Genomic DNA, 19,322 nt, shown 5'->3' on the forward strand with positions numbered 1-19,322 from the left:
GGTTCACCCGAACTGCACGGAGCGCTTGGCCAGCCCCATCCAGAAGCCGTCGATGACGCTGCGCTGGGCCCCCAGGTCGTCGCCCGCCGCCCCCATGGCGACGAAGAGCGGGGCGAAGTGCTCGGTGCGCGGGTGGGCGAGGGCGGCGGCGGGGGCCTTGTGGGCGAAGTCCAGCAGGGCGTCGGCGTCCCCGGCGGCCAGCGCCTCGCGCCCCCACGCGTCGAACTCGGCCGACCAGGCGGGCGGCCGCGGCCCGGTGTGCCGCAGGGCGGCCAGGTTGTGGGTGAAGAAGCCGCTGCCGACGATCAGCACGCCCTCGTCGCGCAGCGGCGCCAGCCGGCGCCCGGTCTCCAGCAGCCGCTCGGGGTCGAGCGTCGGCAGCGACATCTGCAGCACGGGGACGTCGGCGTCGGGGTACATCTCGACCAGCGGTACGTACGCGCCGTGGTCCAGCCCGCGCTCGGGCAGGTCCTGTACGGGCGTCCCGGCGCGCCGCAGCGTCCTGCGCACCCGCTCGGCGAGCTCCGGGGCGCCGGGGGCGGCGTACTGCACGCGGTAGTAGTGCTCCGGGAAGCCCCAGAAGTCGTACACCAGCGGCACGGTGGTGGTCGCGCCGAGCGCGAGCGGGGCCTCCTCCCAGTGGGCGGAGACCATCAGGACGGCAGCCGGCCGGGGCAGGTCGCGGGCCCAGGCGGCGAGCTGGCCGGGCCACAGGGCGTCGTCGGCGAGGGGCGGCGCGCCATGGGAGAGGTAGAGGGCGGGCATACGCATGGGGGACCATCCGAGGGAGGGGTGGCGGCGCGGAGTCCAAGATTGCTTGAAATTTCAAGCTCTACTCTGCGATCGTAGACCATGCACCGGCGAGTGAAACAGTGGATGTCATGACGAAGCGACCCCCAGCGGCCCCTGAGGCCGCCGCCGAGCCCCGCTGGCTCACCGACGCGGAACAGGAGACGTGGCGGGCCTACCAGCACGCCTCCACGCTGCTGGAGGACTACCTCGACAGACAGCTGCAGCGCGACGCCGGCATGCCGCACGTCTACTACGGCCTGCTCGTCCAGCTCTCCGAGGCGCCCCGCCGGCGGATGCGCATGACCGAGCTCGCCCAGCACGCCAAGATCACCCGCTCCCGGCTCTCGCACGCCGTCGCCCGGCTGGAGAAGAACGGCTGGGTGCGGCGCGAGGAGTGCCCCTCCGACAAGCGCGGGCAGCTGGCGGTCCTGACCGACGAGGGCTTCGCGATGCTGAGCGCTTCCGCGCCCGGGCACGTCGACGCCGTCCGGGCGGCGATCTTCGACCGGCTGACGCCCGAGCAGGCGGCGCACTTCGGCGAGATCTGCCGCATCATCGCCACCGGCCTCGAACCGGCCGGCGGTGACGTGCCCTGGCTGCGCTGAGACGGCAGGTCCCCCGCGGACGCCGAAGGCCCCCTCCCGTGCGGGAGGGGGCCTTCGGCAGACCTTGCCGACGTACACCGTCAGGTCGGCGCACCCTCAGGTCAGTGCGCCATCACCGGGAGCGCGTCCTCGACCGGCTCGCCGTCCGCCGAGGAGGCGGCGGGGCCGCCGCCCTGACGGGCGTTGACGAAGCCGATGGCGACCAGCGCGGACAGCGTGAGGATGCCGACCGCCCACCAGACGGCGGTGGCGTAGCCGTGGACCATCGACTGGAAGGTGAGGACCTTCTGGTTCGTGGCGCCCGCCATGTGGGACTTGAAGTAGTCCGTGGTGGCGCTGGCCGCGATGGTGTTGAGCAGCGCGGTGCCGATGGCGCCGCCGACCTGCTGCGAGGTGTTGACCATGGCCGAGGCGACGCCCGCGTCGCGCGGCTGCACGCCGTGGGTGGCCAGGCTCATCGCGGGCATGAAGGCCGTGCCCATGCCCAGACCCATCATCATCAGACCGGGCAGGATCACCGCCGCGTAGGAGGTGTCCAGATCGATCTGGGTCAGCAGGGTCATGCCGGCCGCCGCCAGCAGGAAGCCGGGGCCCATCAGCCAGCGCGCCGGGACGCGGGTCATCAGGCGCGTGCCGATCTGCGTGGAACCGGTGATCATCATGGCGATCATCGGCAGGAACGACAGACCGGTCTTGACCGGCGAGTAGCCGCGGACGACCTGCAGGTAGTAGGTCAGGAACAGGAACAGGCCGAACATCGCGATGGCGGCCAGGCCCAGGGAGATGTAGACACCGCCGCGGTTGCGGTCGGTCAGCACGCGCAGCGGCATCAGCGGGGCCTTCACCGTGCGCTCGACGACCAGGAAGGCGCCCAGCAGCACGGCCGCCGCGACGAACAGGCCGATGGTGATGCCGGCGGTCCAGCCGTCGGACTCGGCGCGCGTGAAGCCGTACACCAGGGAGACCAGGCCGAGCGTGGCCAGGATAACACCGGGGATGTCCAGCTTCGAGGGGTTGCGGCTCTCCGCGGGCTCACGGACGACGCTGATCGCGCCGACGGCGGCGACGACGGCGAAGGGGATGTTCACGAAGAACGTCCAGCGCCAGTTGAGGTACTCGGTGAACAGACCGCCGAGGATCAGACCGACACCACCACCGGCACCCGCGATGGCACCGAAGACGCCGAACGCCTTGGCGCGCTCCTTCGCCTCGGTGAAGAGCACGGCGAGCAGCGACAGCGCCGCCGGGGCGAGCATGGCGCCGAAGACGCCCTGCAGGGCGCGGGCGCCCAGCAGCATGCCGGAGTTGACGGCGGCGCCACCGAGCGCGGAGGCGGCCGCGAAGCCGATCAGGCCGGTGACGAACGCGCGCTTGCGGCCCCACAGGTCGGAGATCCGGCCGCCGAACAGCAGCAGTCCGCCGAAGGCAAGGGCGTAGGCGGTGATGACCCACTGCCGGTTGCCGTCGGAGATGTGGAGGTCGGCCTGGGCGGACGGCAGCGCGATGTTCACGATCGTCGCGTCGAGGACGACCATCAGCTGCGCCAGGGCGATGAATATCAGCGCTTTCCAGCGGTTCGGGTCGGGTTGCTTCATGAGGTCGGGCATGAGGTGGGGCCTATCTGACGGTGGTGATCCGGTGGGGTGGTGCGAAGCGTGCGGGCACGTCGTACGTGGTGCATAAGAGGTGGTACTCGGCGGGCAGTACGGCAGGTGTTCGGCCGCCGCCCTGCCGCCGTCACACCGGCGTGCCGCAGGCGGCGGGCCGGCGCGCGCGGCGCAGGTCGTCCAAGGTCGCGGGGGTGCCGGGAAGTTCGGAGCGGGCCGGGGCCATCAGGCCGTCCAGGAACAGCTGCAGGTGGCGGTGGACGAACCGGTCGAAGTCCAGGCACCCGGTGTCCGGCAGCGGTCTGGTGAGCTGGGTGATGGCCACCATCAGGTCACCCATGGCGATGTCCCCCCGCAGCTGACCCGTGGCGCGGGCGGCGGACAGCAGCGCCTCCACGGCGCTCTCCAACCGGTCGCGCGCGTCGACCTGTTCGGGATGGCCCTTGTCGATGCCCTCGGCGAGCAACGGGCAGAGCGCACCGATCCGCTCGTCCGCCGCGGCATGGACGAAACGGCTCAGCGCCTGGAAAGCATCGGGCTCCTCCGCTCGCGCCGCCTCGGCCCGGTCGGCGATGCGGGCCATGACGGAGAGGGTGACATGGTGGATCAGCTCGCGGCGGTCCGCGAAGTGCCGGTACAGGGTGGCATTGCCGACCCCGGCCCGTCGAGCGATTTCATCGAGGGAGGTCTCGGCCCCGTGTTCGACCAGCGCCTCCCGGGCCGCGGCGACGATCCGCTCGCGGTTGCGCAGGGCGTCGGCGCGCAGGCGCGGCTGCCGGTCCATGGGCGGGGTTCCTTCCGTTCCTTCCGGGGAGTGCCTCCCCGTTTGGGAGGAACACCCACTTAAACGGGGAGAAGCTCCCCGGATATTTCGCTGCGCCGAGTGGCGTACGTCACACCATCGGACCGCCCCCGTCTGCCGCAGCCCGGAGCGCGGACCGCAGCGCGGCGTGCTCAGGGTGGACGCATGAAGCCCCTGGTGATGGTCGTCCTGGCGGCGACGGTCGGGGCGCTCACCGCGCCCGCGCCGCCGCCCGCGCACCGTGCCGTGCCCGCCCTGCCCGCCCCGGCCGGGCTCCCCGCGACCGCCTCCGCCCTGCCCCGCGGCCGCCCGCCCACCGGCCCCTGCGCCCTGCGCACCGTCACCCGGCACGTCTCGGAAGGCGCCCGCACCCCGCACGGATTCGCGCCCTCCAGCGGCACGGTGCGGGCCGTCACCTTCCTCATCGACTTCCCCGACGTCCCCGCCCGCATCTCGCCGCGCCGGCGGTACGCCGAGTTCTTCCCGGCCGTCGCCGACCACTACCGCACCAGCTCCTACGGCCGGCTGGACTACCGCTCCACCCCCGTGCTGCGCTGGATCCGCATGTCACGGCCGTACCGCGCGTACGGCATCACCCGCGGCACCCCCTTCGACCCCAACCGCGACGACGGCTACCACGCCCTCGCCAAGGAGATCGTCGACGCCGCCGACGGCACCGTCGACTTCCGCCGCTACGACCTGATCAACGTCCTCGCCGTCCCCGAGGCGGGACCGCCCGCCGTCCAGGACGTGCGCTCGGTGACCTTCGCCGGCACCGCCACCGGCCTGGCCACCCGGGGCGGCACCGCCATCCGCAACGTCTCCTTCATCTGGAGCCGGCAGACCGGCGACAGCCCCTACCGCGTCCTGACCCACGAGAACACCCACAGCTTCGGCCTGCCCGACCTCTACGCCGGCACCGGCCGCCGCGCCCCGCGCACCCCCGTCGGCCACTGGGACCCGATGGAGGAGGACTGGGGCCCCTCCAACGACTTCCTCGCCTGGCACAAGTGGAAGCTCGGCTGGCTGGCCCCCGGCCAGGTCCACTGCCTGGCCCGGCCCGGCCGCCGCACCGTCGCCCTGAGCCCCACCTCCCGCAGGGGCGGCCCCAAACTCGCCGTCGTCCCCCTCTCCCCCACCCGCGCCCTGACCCTGGAGGCCCGCGCCCCGGGCCGCCTGGACCACGCCGTCTGCCGCCCCGGCGTCCTGATCACCACCGTCGACACCGCCCTCCCCTCCGGCGCCGCCCCCGTCCGCGCCGCCGACGCCACCCCCGGCAGCCGCGGCTGCCTGACCACCGACCCCAACGTGAGCCCGGCCCTGACCGACGCCGCCTTCCGCACCGGCCAGCGCTTCACGGCCCCCGGCGTCACGGTCGAGGTCCTCTCCCAGGACCGCGCCGGCACCTGGCACGTCCGCATCACCCGCCGACCACCCCACCCCTCCCCCGCCTGACAGCCCCTGACCTGCCCCGCCCCGATCCGCTAACCTGTCCGTCGAGCCCCGACGCCCACCCGGCGCCCGGCGCTCGCGCCTCCGTAGCTCAGGGGATAGAGCACCGCTCTCCTAAAGCGGGTGTCGGCAGTTCGAATCTGCCCGGGGGCACATGCGCAAAGGCCCCCAGCCGATCATGGCTGGGGGCCTTTGACATCCGTTTTTGACATCAACGGCGAGGACCGGGGGCGGGCCGCTGCCTGAGCAGACGGTCCATGTGGCTCATGGCCTCGCGCTGGGTGTCCTGGACGACGTGCGTGTAGATGTCCATCGTGATGCTGATCTGGCTGTGGCCGAGGATCTCCATCACGACCCGGGGCGCCACCCCTGCCGCGGTCAGCAGAGTGGCGGTGCCGTGCCGAGCATCGTGCAGCCGGACCACCCGGAGACCTGCTTGGCGGGCAATTCGAGTGAAGGACCGGTAGCGTTTACTTTTCGTACGTACTCAGCTTCTGCCGGGGCTTCACGACGCTGTCCAGCCAGTACGGCAGCTCACTCGGCGATCTTTGTCGAACGGGTGGGCACGGGAATGCTGTACTCGGCCTTGTCGACCAGGATTCGGTGCTTGGCGTCGCGCTCGGCCCGCGTCTGCAATAAGCGAAATTGCGGGCACGAGTGCCATCCGACTGAAGCACGTAGACCGCTGCCCGATACCAGCCGTCCTTGCGCTTGGTGATTGTCCCGGCACCGCTGGGGTTGCGCTTGCGCTGCTGCGCCATCAGGCGGTACTGGCAATCTGATCGGCGAGTCGCCAGGAAGAACGGGATGCAGAAAATCGCCAACAGTAAGAGACTCAAGTCCTCCACTCCGAATGGGGACGCGAAGCGATAGCCGACGCTAACCGCCCCCAAGGGGGAGATGACATCGAATGTAAATTGCTTATCGATAGAGAAAGGTCAGCCAATGCGCGATTTCGATAACGCATAAGGGGTAGCACGCATTGATGCCACACTGGTAACTACGCGAACCATCCTTGTCTCGCGCCCACCTCCCGGTGTGACGTCTTACCATGGGGCGGTGCTCCGCCGGAGGTCCGGAGCAAGCGGTGTGGGTCGGTCGGGTGGGGTGCGGTCGGGGTGAGCAGGGCGGGGCAGGCTGGGGAGGTCGGCAGCGTCTTCCGGTGCGAGCTGGCCGTGCACTTGGCCGTACACGGGCTCCGTGGCCGCCCGGTGTCGGGGCTGGACGTTCCCGCCGGGGTGTGGCCCGTCCGGCTGGACTTCGAGACCAGCGATCCGACCGACGACATCCGTGTCACTTTCTCCGACGGACGCCGCGCCTACGTGTCCGCAAAGCGGAAGATCGACCGAGGGCGTCCGCTGGAAGAGACGCTGACGGGATGGGTGGGACAGGTTCCGACGCTCGGTGCCGACGATCTTCTGGTCATCGCCGGCGAGGAACTCGTCGGGCCGGTAAAGAACCTCGACCGGGCTCTGCGACGCCACCGTGCGGGCCTGCGCATGGAGACCGGTGACGAGTCCAGGGCCCTCGCCCTCCTCACCGACCGCCTTCCGTCGCGGGTCCGCGGCCTCGTCCTCGACCGGGCGCGTGTCCTCCACCTACCCGGCTCGATCGGACCGGCACCGCACCGTGACCTCCTGGCTGCCCTGATGAACCTCGTCGTAGCGGACGCGCGGGGACCCAGTGCTGTGAGCGCCCTGGCCGACTTCTTCCATCGGCAGCGGGCGAGGCGCTCGGGAGTTCCGTCGAGGACTGGGTTGCTGCCCTGACCGCCTCGGGGGTGACCGTGCTCCCGGACCAGGGAGGTCAGGTAGCGATGCGTCTGGCCTCCCGTCGGAACGCCGTCGACGCGTACCGCAGCCGGCTCGCAGCGGAGGCCGGACGGATCGACCTCAGCCTGCTCGCTGATGACCTCTCGCCCCTCGTCGTCGACGACCTCATGGACGGCCTCCGGATCGACGTGGAGGGTGAGCGCATCTCCTCACCTCTCCTCCAACGCCTCAGGCGTTGGCGCCGCATGCTCATCGTGGGGCAGCCGGGCTCAGGGAAATCGGCGGCGCTGCGGGAGATCGCGGCTCACTGTGCCAGCCACGCCGACGCTCCCGTCCCGATCCCCGTCTCGCTGCCGCGTCTGCTGAAAGGGCAGCCGGGACGCCTGACCATCGATGGCCTGGTCGACGACGCCGTGGCGGGCACAGTGCCGGACGCGGACCGGGCGCCGCTCGCCGCGTACCTCAAGGAGGAGATCGACCGGGGGTGTGCGCTTGTCCTCTGCGACGGACTCGACGAATGCGGGGCACGCGCCCCTTGGGTCGCGCAGCAGCTCGAAGAGATCCTCGCGTCCCTGCATCCCTCCTGCGGGATCGTGGTGACGACCCGGGCGAACGCGCAAGGGGCCGCAGCCCGGCTCGGTCTGCCCCGTGTGGAGCTCGCGCCTCCTCGAGATCTAGGCGCGACGGTCGACAGCGTCCTCATCGCCTGTGCCGAGGCACGGATTCCCGAGCCTGACCGAGCGGCCTTCCTGGCAACGCGACGCGCCTGGATCGAAGCTGCGAAGAAGGAACACGCGCACCTGCTCGAGGTGCCGCTGCTCGCCACTTTGCTCGCTCTCGTCTGCGCGAACGCGCCGGACGCCGACCTCCCCAAGGGACGTGCAGCGCTGTTGCACCGCGCGGTGGAACAGTCCGTACACCGGTGGGAGCAGGAGCGGCTGCGGGGGATGCTCGCCCCGGCCCGGCCCTGGGCACCCACGCTGACGACGGGCATGCTCCTCGACGGGTTCGTCACGCTCGGACGACTCCTCAACGGCGAGGCGACCCCTCCGGCGGGACGCGCCCTCGAGACGCTGACCAGCATGCTGAGGGACCCGCTGCGCTGGGCCATGCCGCCCGCCGCGGCCGGCGAGGTGGCGGAACACGTGCTCCGGTTCTGGGACGAGCACGTCGCCGTGTTCGTCGTGAACAGCGCGGGCGAACTCACCGCTCGCAGCAAGGTCTTCACCGAGATCGCAACGGCCATGTGGGTGCGGTCGTGCGGTGCCGAGGAACTGCGGGACTGGCTGCACCTCGCCCTCGCCCACACGGACTCCGATGGGGCGATCGCACTCGCCGCCGGCCTCGATCCCCGTACGACCGAGGCACTACTCGATGTCGGTGAGACGCAGCGGGAGGCCACCCTGATGGTGACTGATCTCGCGGCGCGCGGCGTCGTAAGTCTTTCCGACAACGAGATGGAACGGGTCCTGGGCCAGTTGACGGACGGAGTCCTCGGTGCGCTAGTGGGCGAGCCGGTACTCCCGCGCGGTCCCAGCAAGCCCCCAAAGTTCTTCCCGGCGTTGTGGGACAAGACACCCAACACGGGGCCGTGGTCCTTCGTGGAGGCCGCGTGTCTGCTAGCCCTGCCGTCAGCGTCTCGGCGACAGCGAGCGGACCTCGTGGAACTGTCCGAGCTTGACGGCACCGCCAAGTCGATCGCCCGGACCCTGTGTGCGCTGACGGACGCACGCACGGACGCGTCCCCCTTGAGCGGGGCGGAGATCGAAGCGCTCCGCGCGGTGCTAGCGCTTCCCCTGCCACAGGGCACCGAGATGGTGCAGAAAGGGCGGCGCAGATGGGAGATGGTCGGTGGCGGCGTCCTTACACCGGGAATGGAACAGGTCGCCCTAGGCGCGGCTGAACATCTCAGTGAGCTATCCGACGACGCGGGTGAGCTCGTGTTCGCCCTTGCGATGCACACGCCGGGGCGCGTCGCAGAGAGGATCTACGCCGCACTCACGCGCGCGGGATTCGATACGCGTCGGCGTTGGGGGAACGTCGCCACCAGCCTGCGGCACTGGGTATCCAGCTCGCGGGACGACAGGACGGCCCTCCTCTCCGACCTCGTGTCGCTCTATGGCCCGTGCCCGGAGCCCATGGACGGGGATTTCTGGTCGCTCACCGCCCTTGGCGACCTTCTCGCGGCGACCGGATACTCCGATTCTCCGGAGAGCGAGATCAGCCGCACCTTCGCTCACGATAGTGCCGACGAGCGCCGGGCGTGGCTCGACGCGACGGCGGACGCGTACGGCATCGACAAGGCGGCTGTGGCCGCCCAGGCGCGTCACCTCCAGCGGATCACCGTGCCCGATTCACTGCTGAACGAGTGGCTCGTCGCGAGCACACCCCCTTTGGTCGAGCCATCGCTGCTCCCCGATCTCGGGCAGGCCCTCACGGACGCCCAGCAGACGGCGTTGCTGGCGTGCCTGGAAGCGGACTCCTCATGGATAGCGTGGTCGGCAGCGAACGTGCTTATCAACCTGGAGAGAGGTTGCGTTCCGTGGGACGGCCAGAAGCTGTTCGACAGGGACATGACCCATTGGCCTCGCTACCGGGCGGCCCTCTTTCACGCCGTCGCCGTCATGACCTCAGGCGATCGGCGCCCTTCGCTCCTGGCGCGGGCCGCTTCCTCGGAGTCGGCGGACCACCGATTGGCGGCGAGAATGCTGGTCTCTGCAGTGCCGCGTCTCGACCCCAACGGTTCGATCATGGAGGCGCTACGCCGGGACGCCGACCTATCCGTCCGTCCGAAGGACGCGCATCAGGCCGCGCCGGCTCCGACGCACTGGAGCTGCAACCACTGCCGAACGGTCCAGGCCCTCGATACCGAGGATTGTCCGGGGTGTGACGATGGTGTGCGCCCTCGACCTGACGGGTGACAGGAGCGATACCACGCACGACGCGCCGGGGGCGACCATCGCCGGAAATGGGAACGGACGGTCGCGCAGACTCCACCAATCGTGCCCTAGCCGTCGACCCGGTGAGGAATCCGCCGTGCGCATCACGATGGACTGCGGCCACACGTGCCCAACTCCCCCGGAAAGCGTTACTGGGCTGGAAGTTGCGCGACTCGCGACCAGGGAAAACCCCTAAAGCGGGTGTCGGCAGTTCGAATCTGCCCGGGGGCACCTGGTGAAGGCCTCGGACCGTGTGCGGTCCGGGGCCTTCAGGGGTTCGGGGCCTTCAGAGGTTGTCGCCCCAGCCGCTCTGGAGCATCGTCTGGAAGGCCCACGTGCCGTTCCGCCTGACCAGGATGTCGGCGTAGCGCAGTTGCCGGGTGTGGTCGCCCGTCGTCATGGTGCAGTTCGTGAAGACCACGGCCATGGACGGTGCGAGGAAGACGGGGGTGCGGGTCGACTCGAAGGTGATGTCCTCGGGGCCGTCTGCCATCACGTGCTTCATCGTGGTGACGAACTGCTCGCGGTCCCATTGGGCGGTGCGGCCGTTTCCGGCGGAGTCGTCGCTGACGAGGTTGAGGGGGAAGACCGCCATGTCGGCCATCCGTTCGACGTCGCGCTCGGCGCTTCGGGCGTCGTACTCCGCGAACCAGGCGTCCAGGCTCGCGCGGTCCTCGGCGGTGGGCGTGTATCCGGTGTCGGGCAGGACGGTCATACATTTCCCCCACTAGTCAAATTTGATGAGCAGTTGCGGCAGCGAGGGTATGCCCGAACGGGCGACTCATCAAACTTGACTAGACGTCTCGCTCAGCCCAGGCCCGTGACGTCCACCGCCGGGAGGCGATCGACGCGGGGCAGGCCCTTCGTCGGGAGGCCGCCGATCGGAAGGCCGGCGCGGGTTGCGGAGGCGGAGGTCTCGCCCAGGATGTCGCTCGCCGAACCGGCGGCCTCGCGGGTGAGGCGGCGGGCCGCGGCGGTCGTCGTGCGGACGGCGGTGCCGCCCGTGCGGCCCGCTGCGGGGACGGTGCGGCGGACGGCCCTGCCGCCGGCGTCGCCGGCGGCCGCCGTCGCCCGCTGCGCCACCGCGTCCACGCTCACGCCCAGCCCGGCCAGGTCCGGCGCCTTGGGCAGGGCTGCGGCCGGGCCGGCTGTCGCCATGGTCAGGGCGGAGGCGGCCAGGCCGGCCGCCGCGAGGACTCGTCGCATCGGGGACTCCCCAGGATCAACGGGACGAAAAGGGCTCCTGCGACGAGAACGAGCGGGCCACGACCGCGGACACGTTCCCGGTCACCCAGGAAGTGACGGCCGCCCGCCGCCGAATCCCTCACACAGGTGATCTTTTCGCCCTCCCCCGCCCACTAAAGTTGACCCGTCAGGGGCGGGGAGGGAATCCGGATGAGTCGGCGCGGTGGGCTGCTCGGGGTCTGGGCCGAGGCACAGCGGCAGCAACAGCGGCAGCAGGAGGCCCGGCACCGGGCCGAGGTGCAGGCGCAGCGGGAGGCGACGCGGGCGGCGGCCCGGCAGGACCGGGAGCAGCGCCAGGCGTACCGGCAGGCCCGGGAGGCCGAGGCGCGGCGCCGGACGGAGGAGATCGAGGCGCGCGTCGCCGAGTTGGAGGGGCTGCTGGCCGCGGGGTGCCGCGCGCCGGCCTTCACGGTGGCCGGGCTGCGGCGCCCGGAGCAGCTGGAGCCGTTCAGTCCGGGGCACCTGGCCCGGCCCGTGCCGATGCCGGACGCCGGCCAGTACGGGGGCTTCGGTGCGCGCGAGCGCTTCGAGCGCGACTGGTACGCCGCGCAGGCCGCCGAGACGCAGCGCCAGCAGCAACTGGCCGCCTACAGGCAGCAGTACGACCAGTGGGCGGCCACCACCCTGGCGGAGATACGCCGGCACAACGCGGGCGTCGCCGAGATGGAGGCGGCCCTGCGCGCGGGCGATCCGGACGCGGTCGTCGAGTACTTCTCCGCCGCGCTGTACGCCTCGGCCGCCTGGCCGGAGGAGTTCCCGCACCAGATATCCGCCGCCTACGACCCCGGCGCCCGCCAGCTGGTGCTGGACTGGGAGCTGCCGGGCTTCGACGTCGTCCCGGCCGCGAAGGCCGTGCGGTACGTGGCGGCGAGCGACGAGGAGAAGGAGACCGCCCGCCCGGCCGGCCAGCGGCGCTCGGTCTACCGCGACGTGGTGGCCCAGTGCGTGCTGCTGGCGGTGCGCGAGCTGTTTGCCGCGGATGCCTTCGGGGCGCTGCAGTCGGTGGTCTGCAACGGCTTCGTCGACGAGCACGATCCGGCCACCGGGCGGCCCGCCCACATCCACCTGGCGACCGTCACCGCCGACCGCGACGTCTTCGCCGCCATGAACCTGCAGCAGGTCGACGCGGTGGAGTGCGTGACGGGCGGGCTGGGCGGGCAGGTGTCGGCCCGGCCCGACCAGTTGGCCGCGGTGCGGCCCGGGCGGCTGCCGGCGGACGTGGGGCGCTCGGTGGTCTCCCACGGCGGCGGGGACGACCCGGACCTGTTCGAGATGGACCCGGTCGAGTTCGAGGCGCTGGTCGCCGAGCTGTTCCGGGCCCGCGGGATGCGCGCGGTGATGACGAGCCGCTCGAACGACGGCGGCGTGGACGTCGAGGCCCTGGACCCCGACCCGATCAGCGGCGGGCGGATCATCGTGCAGGTCAAGCGGTACCGCAAGACCGTGCCCCCGACCGCCGTACGCGATCTGTACGGCACCGTGCAGGCGGCCGGCGCCAACAAGGGCGTCCTGGTGACGACGTCGAAGTTCGGCCCCGGTTCGCACGCCTTCGCCGGCGGCAAGCCGCTGACGCTGATCTCCGGCGAGGAGCTCGTGGCCCTGCTCGCCCAGCACGGCCTGCGCGGCCGGCTCGGGGGCGGGGCGCCGCGGCGGGAGCCGGAGCCCGGCGCCGGGCCTGCGCAGACACAGACGCAGACGCAGACGCACAGCGTGCTCGGCCTGTCGTGGTCCGGTGGCGTGGCCCTCGACGTGTGCGCCCTGGTCTGCAGTGGCTCGCGCGTGCTGAGCGACGACCACTTCGTCTTCTTCAACAACCCGCGCACCCCCGACGGAGCGGTCCGCTCCGCCGCGCCGTCCGCCGGCGACAAGGCGGCCCTGCATGTCCGCTTCGAGGAGCTGCCGGAGGCCGCCGACCGGCTCGTGCTCGCCGCCGCGATCGACCCGGAGATCAATCCGGACGCCGACCTCGCGCTCTTCACCGACGCCCGGATCCGGCTGGCCGACGCCTTTGGCACCGAGCTCGGGCAGCTGGAGGTCTCCGACGGGCGGCCCGGCGAGACCGCGCTCGTCCTCGGCTCGTTCCGCAGGCGGCCGGGCGGCGACTGGGACTTCGTGGTCGGCGGCAAGGGCTACCCGGGCGGGCTGGAGGCGCTGGTGCTCGACTTCGGCATGGAAGTGGCCTGACCTGCTCGCCCGACGTGCCCCGCGTCCCGGGGTTCCTTGATCGGCCTCCGGCTGTCGGTGGGGGCCCCTAGACTTCCCTCCATGTCCGACGACCCCACCCAGCACGGCCCCGCAGGCGGCGACAGCGACGCCCTGCGCTGCCTGCGGCGCGTCTTCGGGTACGACGCGTTCCGCGGCGAGCAGGAGGCGATCGTCGAGCACGTCGTCGCCGGCGGCGACGCGCTCGTCCTGATGCCGACCGGCGGCGGCAAGTCGCTGTGCTACCAGATCCCGGCGCTGGTGCGCCCGGGCGTCGGCGTCGTCGTCTCCCCCCTGATCGCCCTCATGCAGGACCAGGTGGACGCGCTGCGCGCCCTCGGGGTGCGGGCCGGCTTCCTGAACTCCACGCAGGACGCGGACGAGCGGCGCATGGTCGAGGCGGAGTTCCTCGCCGGCGAGCTCGACCTGCTCTACCTCGCCCCCGAGCGGCTGCGCGTCGACGCCACCCTGCGGCTGCTGGACCGCGGCAAGATCTCCCTCTTCGCCATCGACGAGGCCCACTGCGTCGCCCAGTGGGGCCACGACTTCCGGCCCGACTACCTGGCGCTGTCCGCGCTGCACGAGCGCTGGCCGGACGTGCCGCGCATCGCCCTGACGGCCACGGCCACCGACGCCACGCGCCGGGAGATCGCGACGCGGCTGAAGCTGGACGACGCCCGGCACTTCGTCGCCAGCTTCGACCGGCCCAACATCCAGTACCGGATCGTGCCCAAGACCGAGCCCAAGAAGCAGCTGCTGGAGCTGCTGCGCGCGGAGCACGCCGGCGACGCGGGCGTGGTGTACTGCATGTCCCGCAAGGGCGTCGAGGACACCGCCGCCTTCCTCGTCCAGCACGGCATCGACGCCCTGCCCTACCACGCGGGCCTGGACGCGGCCACGCGCGCGGAGCACCAGGCGCGGTTCCTGCGCGAGGACGGGATCGTGATGGTGGCGACGATCGCGTTCGGCATGGGCATCGACAAGCCGGACGTGCGCTTCGTCGCCCACCTCGACCTGCCCAAGTCCGTCGAGGGCTACTACCAGGAGACCGGCCGCGCCGGCCGTGACGGGCTGCCGTCGACGGCCTGGCTGGCGTACGGCCTGCAGGACGTCGTCCAGCAGCGCAAGATGATCGACGGCTCGGAGGGCGACGACGCGCACCGGCGGCGCCTCGCCGCCCACCTGGACGCGATGCTCGCGCTGTGCGAAACGGTGGAGTGCCGGCGCGGGCGGCTGCTGGAGTACTTCGGGCAGGAGCCGGAGGCCACCTCCTGCGGCAACTGCGACACGTGCCTGACCCCGCCGGTGACGTGGGACGGCACGATCGCCGCGCAGAAGTTCCTCTCGGCGGTCTTCCGGCTGGCGCGCGAGCGGCGGCAGAAGTTCGGCGCGGGCCAGATCATCGACATCCTGCTCGGCAAGAAGACCGCGAAGGTCATCCAGCACGACCACGACGCGCTGACCGTCTTCGGCATCGGCACCGAGCTGAGCGTCGCCGAATGGCGGGCGGTCGTGCGGCAGTTGCTGGCGCAGGGGCTGCTGGCGGTGGAGGGCGAGTACGGCACGCTCGTGCTGACCGAGGCCAGCGGGGACGTCCTGGGGCAGCGGCGGCAGGTGCCGATGCGGCGCGAGCCCGAGAAGCCGGGTCGCTCCGCGAAGAGCGGCGGCGCGGGGGGAGGCGCGGGCGGAGGCAAGCGTTCCGCTGCCGTTGCGGAACTGCCCGAGCAGGCGGTGCCCGTCTTCGAGGCGCTGCGCGCCTGGCGCGCGGCGACCGCGCGCGAGCAGGGCGTCCCGGCGTACGTCATCTTCCACGACGCCACCCTGCGCGAGATCGCCACGGCCGTGCCGGGGTCGCTGGAGGAGCTCTCCGGCATCAGCGGCGTCGGCGAGAACAAGCTGGCCAAGTACGGCGACTCCCTCCTGGAGGTGCTCGCCGGTCAGCCTCAGCCCAGCAGCTGAGGCAAGTGGAGCACGCCCGTGAGATGGGCGTAGACGACCACGTTGCCGAGGTAGGCGCCGGCTTCCTGCGAGAAGCCGCCGCCACAGGTGATCAGGCGCAGTTCGGCGCGGTTCGTGGCGCCGTAGACCCTCTCCGAGGGAAAGTCCGCCTTGTCGTAGACCTCGATCGCGTCGATCGTGAACACGGCCGTGCGGGCGTCCTCGCGCGCGATCTCCACGGTGTCGCCCTTCTTGAGGGCACCCAGGCTGTAGAAGACCGCGGGCCCGCTCCCGGTGTCGACGTGCCCGGCCACCACGGCGGTCCCCGCGGCGCCGGGCGCGGTGCCGCCCGCGTACCAGCCGGCGAGATTGCGGTCGTCCTCCGGCGGACTGGCCAGCGTCCCGTCCGCCTCCAGACCGAGCGGCACCAAAGGGGCGTCCACCTGCACGGCCGGTATCCGCACCCGCGTCGGCGCGGCCGCCGGCAACGGCGGCACGACGCGCTCGTCCGGCCGCGGCCCCATGAGCGGCATGCCCGCGGTCGAGAACGCCTGCTCCCGCGACGGCTGCGGCGGCGGCCCCACCTCCCGCACCCCCCGCTGGACGAGCCAGCTCCCCCCGCACAGCGCAAGGGCGACGACGGCACCGACGAGAACGTCCCGCCGCCACACCCCCGGCACCGGGCTCCGCTTCGACGACGCCCCCGCGCGGGCGGAACCGCGCCTGCCCGACTGCCGCCGCGGCGCCCGCTCCGGCGCGGCCCCGCGCGCCGCCGCACCCTTCCCGGCCCCCGTCGCCCCCTCGGCCTGTACGCCCGCACCCCGGTCGACCAGTGCCCGGTGCAGCACCGCCGGATGCGCCCGCACCAGATCGGCAGCGGCGCGCAGCGCGGCGAGCTCGTCTTCCGAGGCCCAGCAGACGCCCGGCCGGGCGGCGTCGCGGAGGGCGGGGGGCGCCGGGGCCGCGGCCGGGCGGGCACGGCCCGGGGTGCGCGGGGACGCCCCCTCGGTGCGGAGGTACGCCGCGTGCGGGCCCGGTGAACGGGCCCCCGGGCGGCGGGGGCGTGCCCGGGGGCCCAGGCGCGGTCCGGCCGGCACCGTGGACCGTCCTCGCGTCGGGCCGTCAGGCCTGGTCGCCGCTGCTGCTGCGGCGGCGCAGGAACCACACGCCGGTGGCGAGCGCCGCCCCCAGCACGGAGGCGCCGGCCACGATCTCGACGGTGCCCGAGTCGTCGCTGGTGCCGCCGACGCCGGTCTTCATGCCGCCCTTGGGCATCGGCGACATCGACATGCTGGGCGCGGGGCTGGGCTTGGCGGAGCTGCTGCCGCCGCTGCCGGTGACCGTGACATCGCCGGTGGCTTCCTTGCCGTTGGCGCACTTGGCGCCGATGCCGTACGTGCCGGGTTTGGCCGTGTCCGGCACCTTGAACTCGCCGACGACGGTTTCCTTGTGCGTGCCCGGTTTGAGCGCGAAGGACGCGGGGCCGCCGACCGCACTGGCGTCGCCGGTGCCCTTGCCGTCCGGGCCGCATGCGGTGGTGTTGACGGTGACGGTGGCACCCGGGCGGACGCTCGCGGGGGTGACCTCCAACTTCCCGAAGTGCAGGTCGGCGAGCGCGGGGACGGCCGGCAGGCCCAGCGCGGCTATGGTCAGTGCGGTCCCGGCGAGCACTCGTGCAGTACGCATGCTTCCTCCGTGAGCGCGGACGCGGCACGCCGATGTGCCGCAGCAGGAGTCGGGTCTCCGCGCTCCTTCACCCCGAGCGAAGCCGCCTCCCGGCCGCTCCGCACCCCGGCCGGTGCCCCGCACGGGCCCGTACGGCGCACCGTCCGCGCACCGAATCAGCAGGTCATGCCGGGTGCCAAAAGATCAACCGGACGGATGCGCCCGACCGCGGCGCAGGACTGCGAACGGGTGACGGTGCGCAGCCGCCCCCGCGCGCAGCGTCATCGCGCCAGGTCGTCCGGGCAGCCCGTGCCGCGCGGCAGCTTGTAGCGGGCGACGATGCGGTACGTACCGGGGTGCGGGGCGCGCAGGACGGTCCAGTCGTCCTCGGGCTGGCCGGCCTTCGGCTCCTGCACCTGCTTGGTCAGGCAGCCGTTGACGTTGACCGGGGGTTCGCCGTTCGGCCCGGCCTTGGGGGGCTGGACGTCCTTGCCGGCCGCGTCGACGAGGCCGAGCCACGGCGAGTACGGGACGCGGATGAGCACGGGCCCGGCCGTGCGCACGCTGACGGTGATCCCTTCGGCGTCGGAGCGCTCGACGACCGCGGGCGGATCGGCGAGCGGGGTGGGCTCCTTGACCTGGAACAGCTTCCAGTTGGCGTCCGACCAGACCTCGCGCAGGTACGGCAGCCCGCCGCGCACGAGCTTGGCCTCCTCGACGGCGGCGTTGTCGGGCTCGCCGGTGGGCAGCACGACGTAGGCCACGGCCCAGCGGCTGAGCCAGGTGCGGTAGCTGTCGGCGGTGAGCATGCCCTCCTCGTAGAAGAGGGGGTTGCGCTTGAGGTCGGCCTGGCGGTTCCAGCCGCGGGCGAGGTTGACGTAGGGGGCGAGCGCCGAGGCCTCGCGGTGGCTGCGTGCGGGCACCACCTCGACGCGGCCGCCGGCCGCGTCGACCTGCTGCAGCCGGTCCACGAGGGGGGCCAGCTCGCGGGCCCAGGAGGCGGCCGGGGTGGTGTGGATGATGTCGCTGATGGAGTTGACCAGCTGCCAGGTGGTGATGGTGGTCAGGGCCAGGACGGCGGCGAGCCAGGCGCGCCCCCGCTTCAGCAGTTCGGCGCGCGGCGGCACCTGCGCGTCGGTGAGGACGGCGACGAGCACGACGCCGCCGAAGATCATGCCCAGGCGGGAGATGTTCGTCCCGATCTGGGAGGGGATGAGCCACACGAGCAGCACGCCCAGCACGTAGAGCGCCGAGACGGTCCGCAGCGTGCGCCAGGAGCGAGGGGTGAACGCCATCCCGAAGATGCCCGCCAGCAGCGGCAGGATCGCGGAGGCGAACGCCATGGGCTGCTGCCCGGAGAACGGGAAGAACCACGCCGACAGCGCCACCACCAGCACCGGCGGCACGCCGAGCGCGTACGCGGCCGGCCGCCGCCGGCCCAGCCACAGCGCCGCCGCGACGATGCCCACGAACAGGCCGGCCACCGGGCTGGAGGCCGTCGCCAGGCCGGCCATCACGCCCGCCAGCACCGCCCGCGGCCAGCGGTGGCGGCCCGTCGCGCGCCAGCGCGCCGGCCACGCGAAGACCGTCGCCACGGCGGCCAGGGCGAACATCGTGCCGAGCCCGAAGGTCACCCGGCCGGAGATGGCATTGCACAGCAGCGCGAACGCCCCGTACATCGCCGGCCACAGCGGCCGGCGCACGGCGCGGCTGCGCACGAGCAGGAGGGCGATCAGGCCCGCGGAGATCGTGCCGGCGAGCATCATCGTGCTGCGCACGCCGATCTGCGCCATCAGGTACGGCGAGATGACGCTGTACGAGACGGGGTGCATGCCGCCGTACCAGGCGAGGTTGTACGCCGAGGAGGGGTGCTGCAGCGCGAACTCGGCCCAGGCGTCCTGTGCGGCCAGGTCACCGCCGCTGTTGGCGAAGACGAGCACCCACAGCAGGTGCAGGGCGGCGGCGACGGCGAGCGTCACCGGCACGGTGCCGGTCAGCAGCCGGCGGCGGACCTTGCGGTGGTGGGGGACGACGGCCCAGGAGGGCCGGCGCAGCCGCCTGCGCGGCGCGGTGGGGGCCTCGGGGCCGGTTCCGGAGGCCACGGGCGCCTCGGAGTCCTCGGAGGTCTCGGAGGCGGCTCGGGCGCCGTCGTCCTGGCTGCCCGGCTGTTCCTGCCCGGGCCGTCGGGCCCGTGCGGGCTCCACGGTCGTCACTGCGCCACTCCCCGTCTTCCCCCGGTCCATTTCCCCCAATCTTCACGCATGCTCCGGCTGCCGTGCGCAAACCCCCGCGACGCTAACACG

The 19,322-nt window shown here is 72.3% G+C and carries 14 protein-coding genes, 1 tRNA gene and 1 pseudogene; 7 read left to right on the forward strand and 9 right to left on the reverse strand.

All coding sequences use genetic code 11. The annotated features are described in order from the left end of the window. Positions 1-3: 3 nt before the first annotated feature. The gene (locus ABD361_RS12175; RefSeq protein WP_344435049.1) at positions 4-771 is read right to left on the reverse strand and encodes a dioxygenase family protein; all 768 of its coding nucleotides are present in this window, start codon (positions 769-771) and stop codon (positions 4-6) included. Positions 772-881: 110 nt separating this feature from the next. Between ABD361_RS12175 and ABD361_RS12180 the strand changes: the two genes are divergently transcribed. Continuing rightward, entirely contained in the window at positions 882-1,397 is a 516-nt protein-coding gene (locus ABD361_RS12180) for a MarR family winged helix-turn-helix transcriptional regulator (RefSeq protein ID WP_344435050.1), read from the forward strand. 101 nt (positions 1,398-1,498) lie between these two features. Here ABD361_RS12180 and ABD361_RS12185 read toward each other — a convergent pair whose 3' ends face one another. Then, on the reverse strand, positions 1,499-3,004 hold the full coding sequence (locus ABD361_RS12185) for an MFS transporter (RefSeq protein WP_344435051.1): 1,506 nt from the start codon (positions 3,002-3,004) through the stop codon (positions 1,499-1,501). A gap of 130 nt (positions 3,005-3,134) precedes the next feature. After that, entirely contained in the window at positions 3,135-3,788 is a 654-nt protein-coding gene (locus ABD361_RS12190; RefSeq protein ID WP_344435053.1) for a TetR/AcrR family transcriptional regulator, read from the reverse strand. A 183-nt stretch (positions 3,789-3,971) separates the two neighbouring features. Here ABD361_RS12190 and ABD361_RS12195 point away from each other — a divergent pair, with 183 nt between their 5' ends. Beyond that, entirely contained in the window at positions 3,972-5,261 is a 1,290-nt protein-coding gene (locus ABD361_RS12195) for a M6 family metalloprotease domain-containing protein (protein ID WP_344435054.1), read from the forward strand. A gap of 77 nt (positions 5,262-5,338) precedes the next feature. Next, positions 5,339-5,411 (forward strand) — tRNA-Arg (locus ABD361_RS12200). A gap of 58 nt (positions 5,412-5,469) precedes the next feature. Here the strand turns inward: ABD361_RS12200 and ABD361_RS30660 are convergent. Continuing rightward, positions 5,470-5,724: pseudogene (locus tag ABD361_RS30660) on the reverse strand (tyrosine-type recombinase/integrase); the annotation flags it as partial. A gap of 745 nt (positions 5,725-6,469) precedes the next feature. On the opposite strand from ABD361_RS30660, the gene ABD361_RS12210 reads away from it, so the two are divergent. Both ABD361_RS12210 and ABD361_RS12215 read left to right on the forward strand, forming a co-directional pair. Continuing rightward, positions 6,470-7,027 (forward strand): hypothetical protein, encoded by a 558-nt coding sequence (locus tag ABD361_RS12210; protein ID WP_344435056.1) that lies wholly within the window; start codon positions 6,470-6,472, stop codon positions 7,025-7,027. A 47-nt stretch (positions 7,028-7,074) separates the two neighbouring features. Continuing rightward, positions 7,075-9,951 (forward strand): NACHT domain-containing protein, encoded by a 2,877-nt coding sequence (locus ABD361_RS12215; protein WP_344435057.1) that lies wholly within the window; start codon positions 7,075-7,077, stop codon positions 9,949-9,951. 304 nt (positions 9,952-10,255) lie between these two features. Here the strand turns inward: ABD361_RS12215 and ABD361_RS12220 are convergent, their stop codons facing one another. Beyond that, the gene (locus ABD361_RS12220) at positions 10,256-10,684 is read right to left on the reverse strand and encodes a nuclear transport factor 2 family protein (RefSeq protein WP_344435058.1); all 429 of its coding nucleotides are present in this window, start codon (positions 10,682-10,684) and stop codon (positions 10,256-10,258) included. A 92-nt stretch (positions 10,685-10,776) separates the two neighbouring features. Continuing rightward, the gene (locus ABD361_RS12225) at positions 10,777-11,175 is read right to left on the reverse strand and encodes an ATP-binding protein (protein ID WP_344435059.1); all 399 of its coding nucleotides are present in this window, start codon (positions 11,173-11,175) and stop codon (positions 10,777-10,779) included. 189 nt (positions 11,176-11,364) lie between these two features. On the opposite strand from ABD361_RS12225, the gene ABD361_RS12230 reads away from it, so the two are divergent. Both ABD361_RS12230 and recQ read left to right on the forward strand, forming a co-directional pair. Further along, positions 11,365-13,398 carry a restriction endonuclease gene (locus ABD361_RS12230; RefSeq protein WP_344435060.1) on the forward strand — a complete coding sequence of 678 codons (2,034 nt, stop codon included), beginning with the start codon at positions 11,365-11,367 and terminating at the stop codon, positions 13,396-13,398. Positions 13,399-13,479: 81 nt separating this feature from the next. Beyond that, complete coding sequence (gene recQ / locus ABD361_RS12235) at positions 13,480-15,375, forward strand: DNA helicase RecQ (RefSeq protein WP_344435061.1); 1,896 nt, start codon at positions 13,480-13,482, stop codon at positions 15,373-15,375. Here the strand turns inward: recQ and ABD361_RS12240 are convergent. The 3 genes from ABD361_RS12240 to ABD361_RS12250 form a co-directional block, all read right to left on the reverse strand. Next, positions 15,360-16,025 carry a class F sortase gene (locus ABD361_RS12240; RefSeq protein ID WP_344435315.1) on the reverse strand — a complete coding sequence of 222 codons (666 nt, stop codon included), beginning with the start codon at positions 16,023-16,025 and terminating at the stop codon, positions 15,360-15,362. The two genes, recQ and ABD361_RS12240, sit on opposite strands and share 16 nt — an antisense overlap. Positions 16,026-16,476: 451 nt before the next feature. Then, positions 16,477-17,040 (reverse strand): hypothetical protein, encoded by a 564-nt coding sequence (locus tag ABD361_RS12245; protein WP_344435062.1) that lies wholly within the window; start codon positions 17,038-17,040, stop codon positions 16,477-16,479. A 260-nt stretch (positions 17,041-17,300) separates the two neighbouring features. Continuing rightward, the gene (locus ABD361_RS12250) at positions 17,301-19,232 is read right to left on the reverse strand and encodes an MFS transporter (RefSeq protein ID WP_425583201.1); all 1,932 of its coding nucleotides are present in this window, start codon (positions 19,230-19,232) and stop codon (positions 17,301-17,303) included. Positions 19,233-19,322 lie beyond the last annotated feature (90 nt).

The organism is Streptomyces luteosporeus (assembly GCF_039532865.1).
In the GTDB taxonomy this organism is placed as follows: Bacteria; Actinomycetota; Actinomycetes; order Streptomycetales; family Streptomycetaceae; genus Streptomyces; species Streptomyces luteosporeus.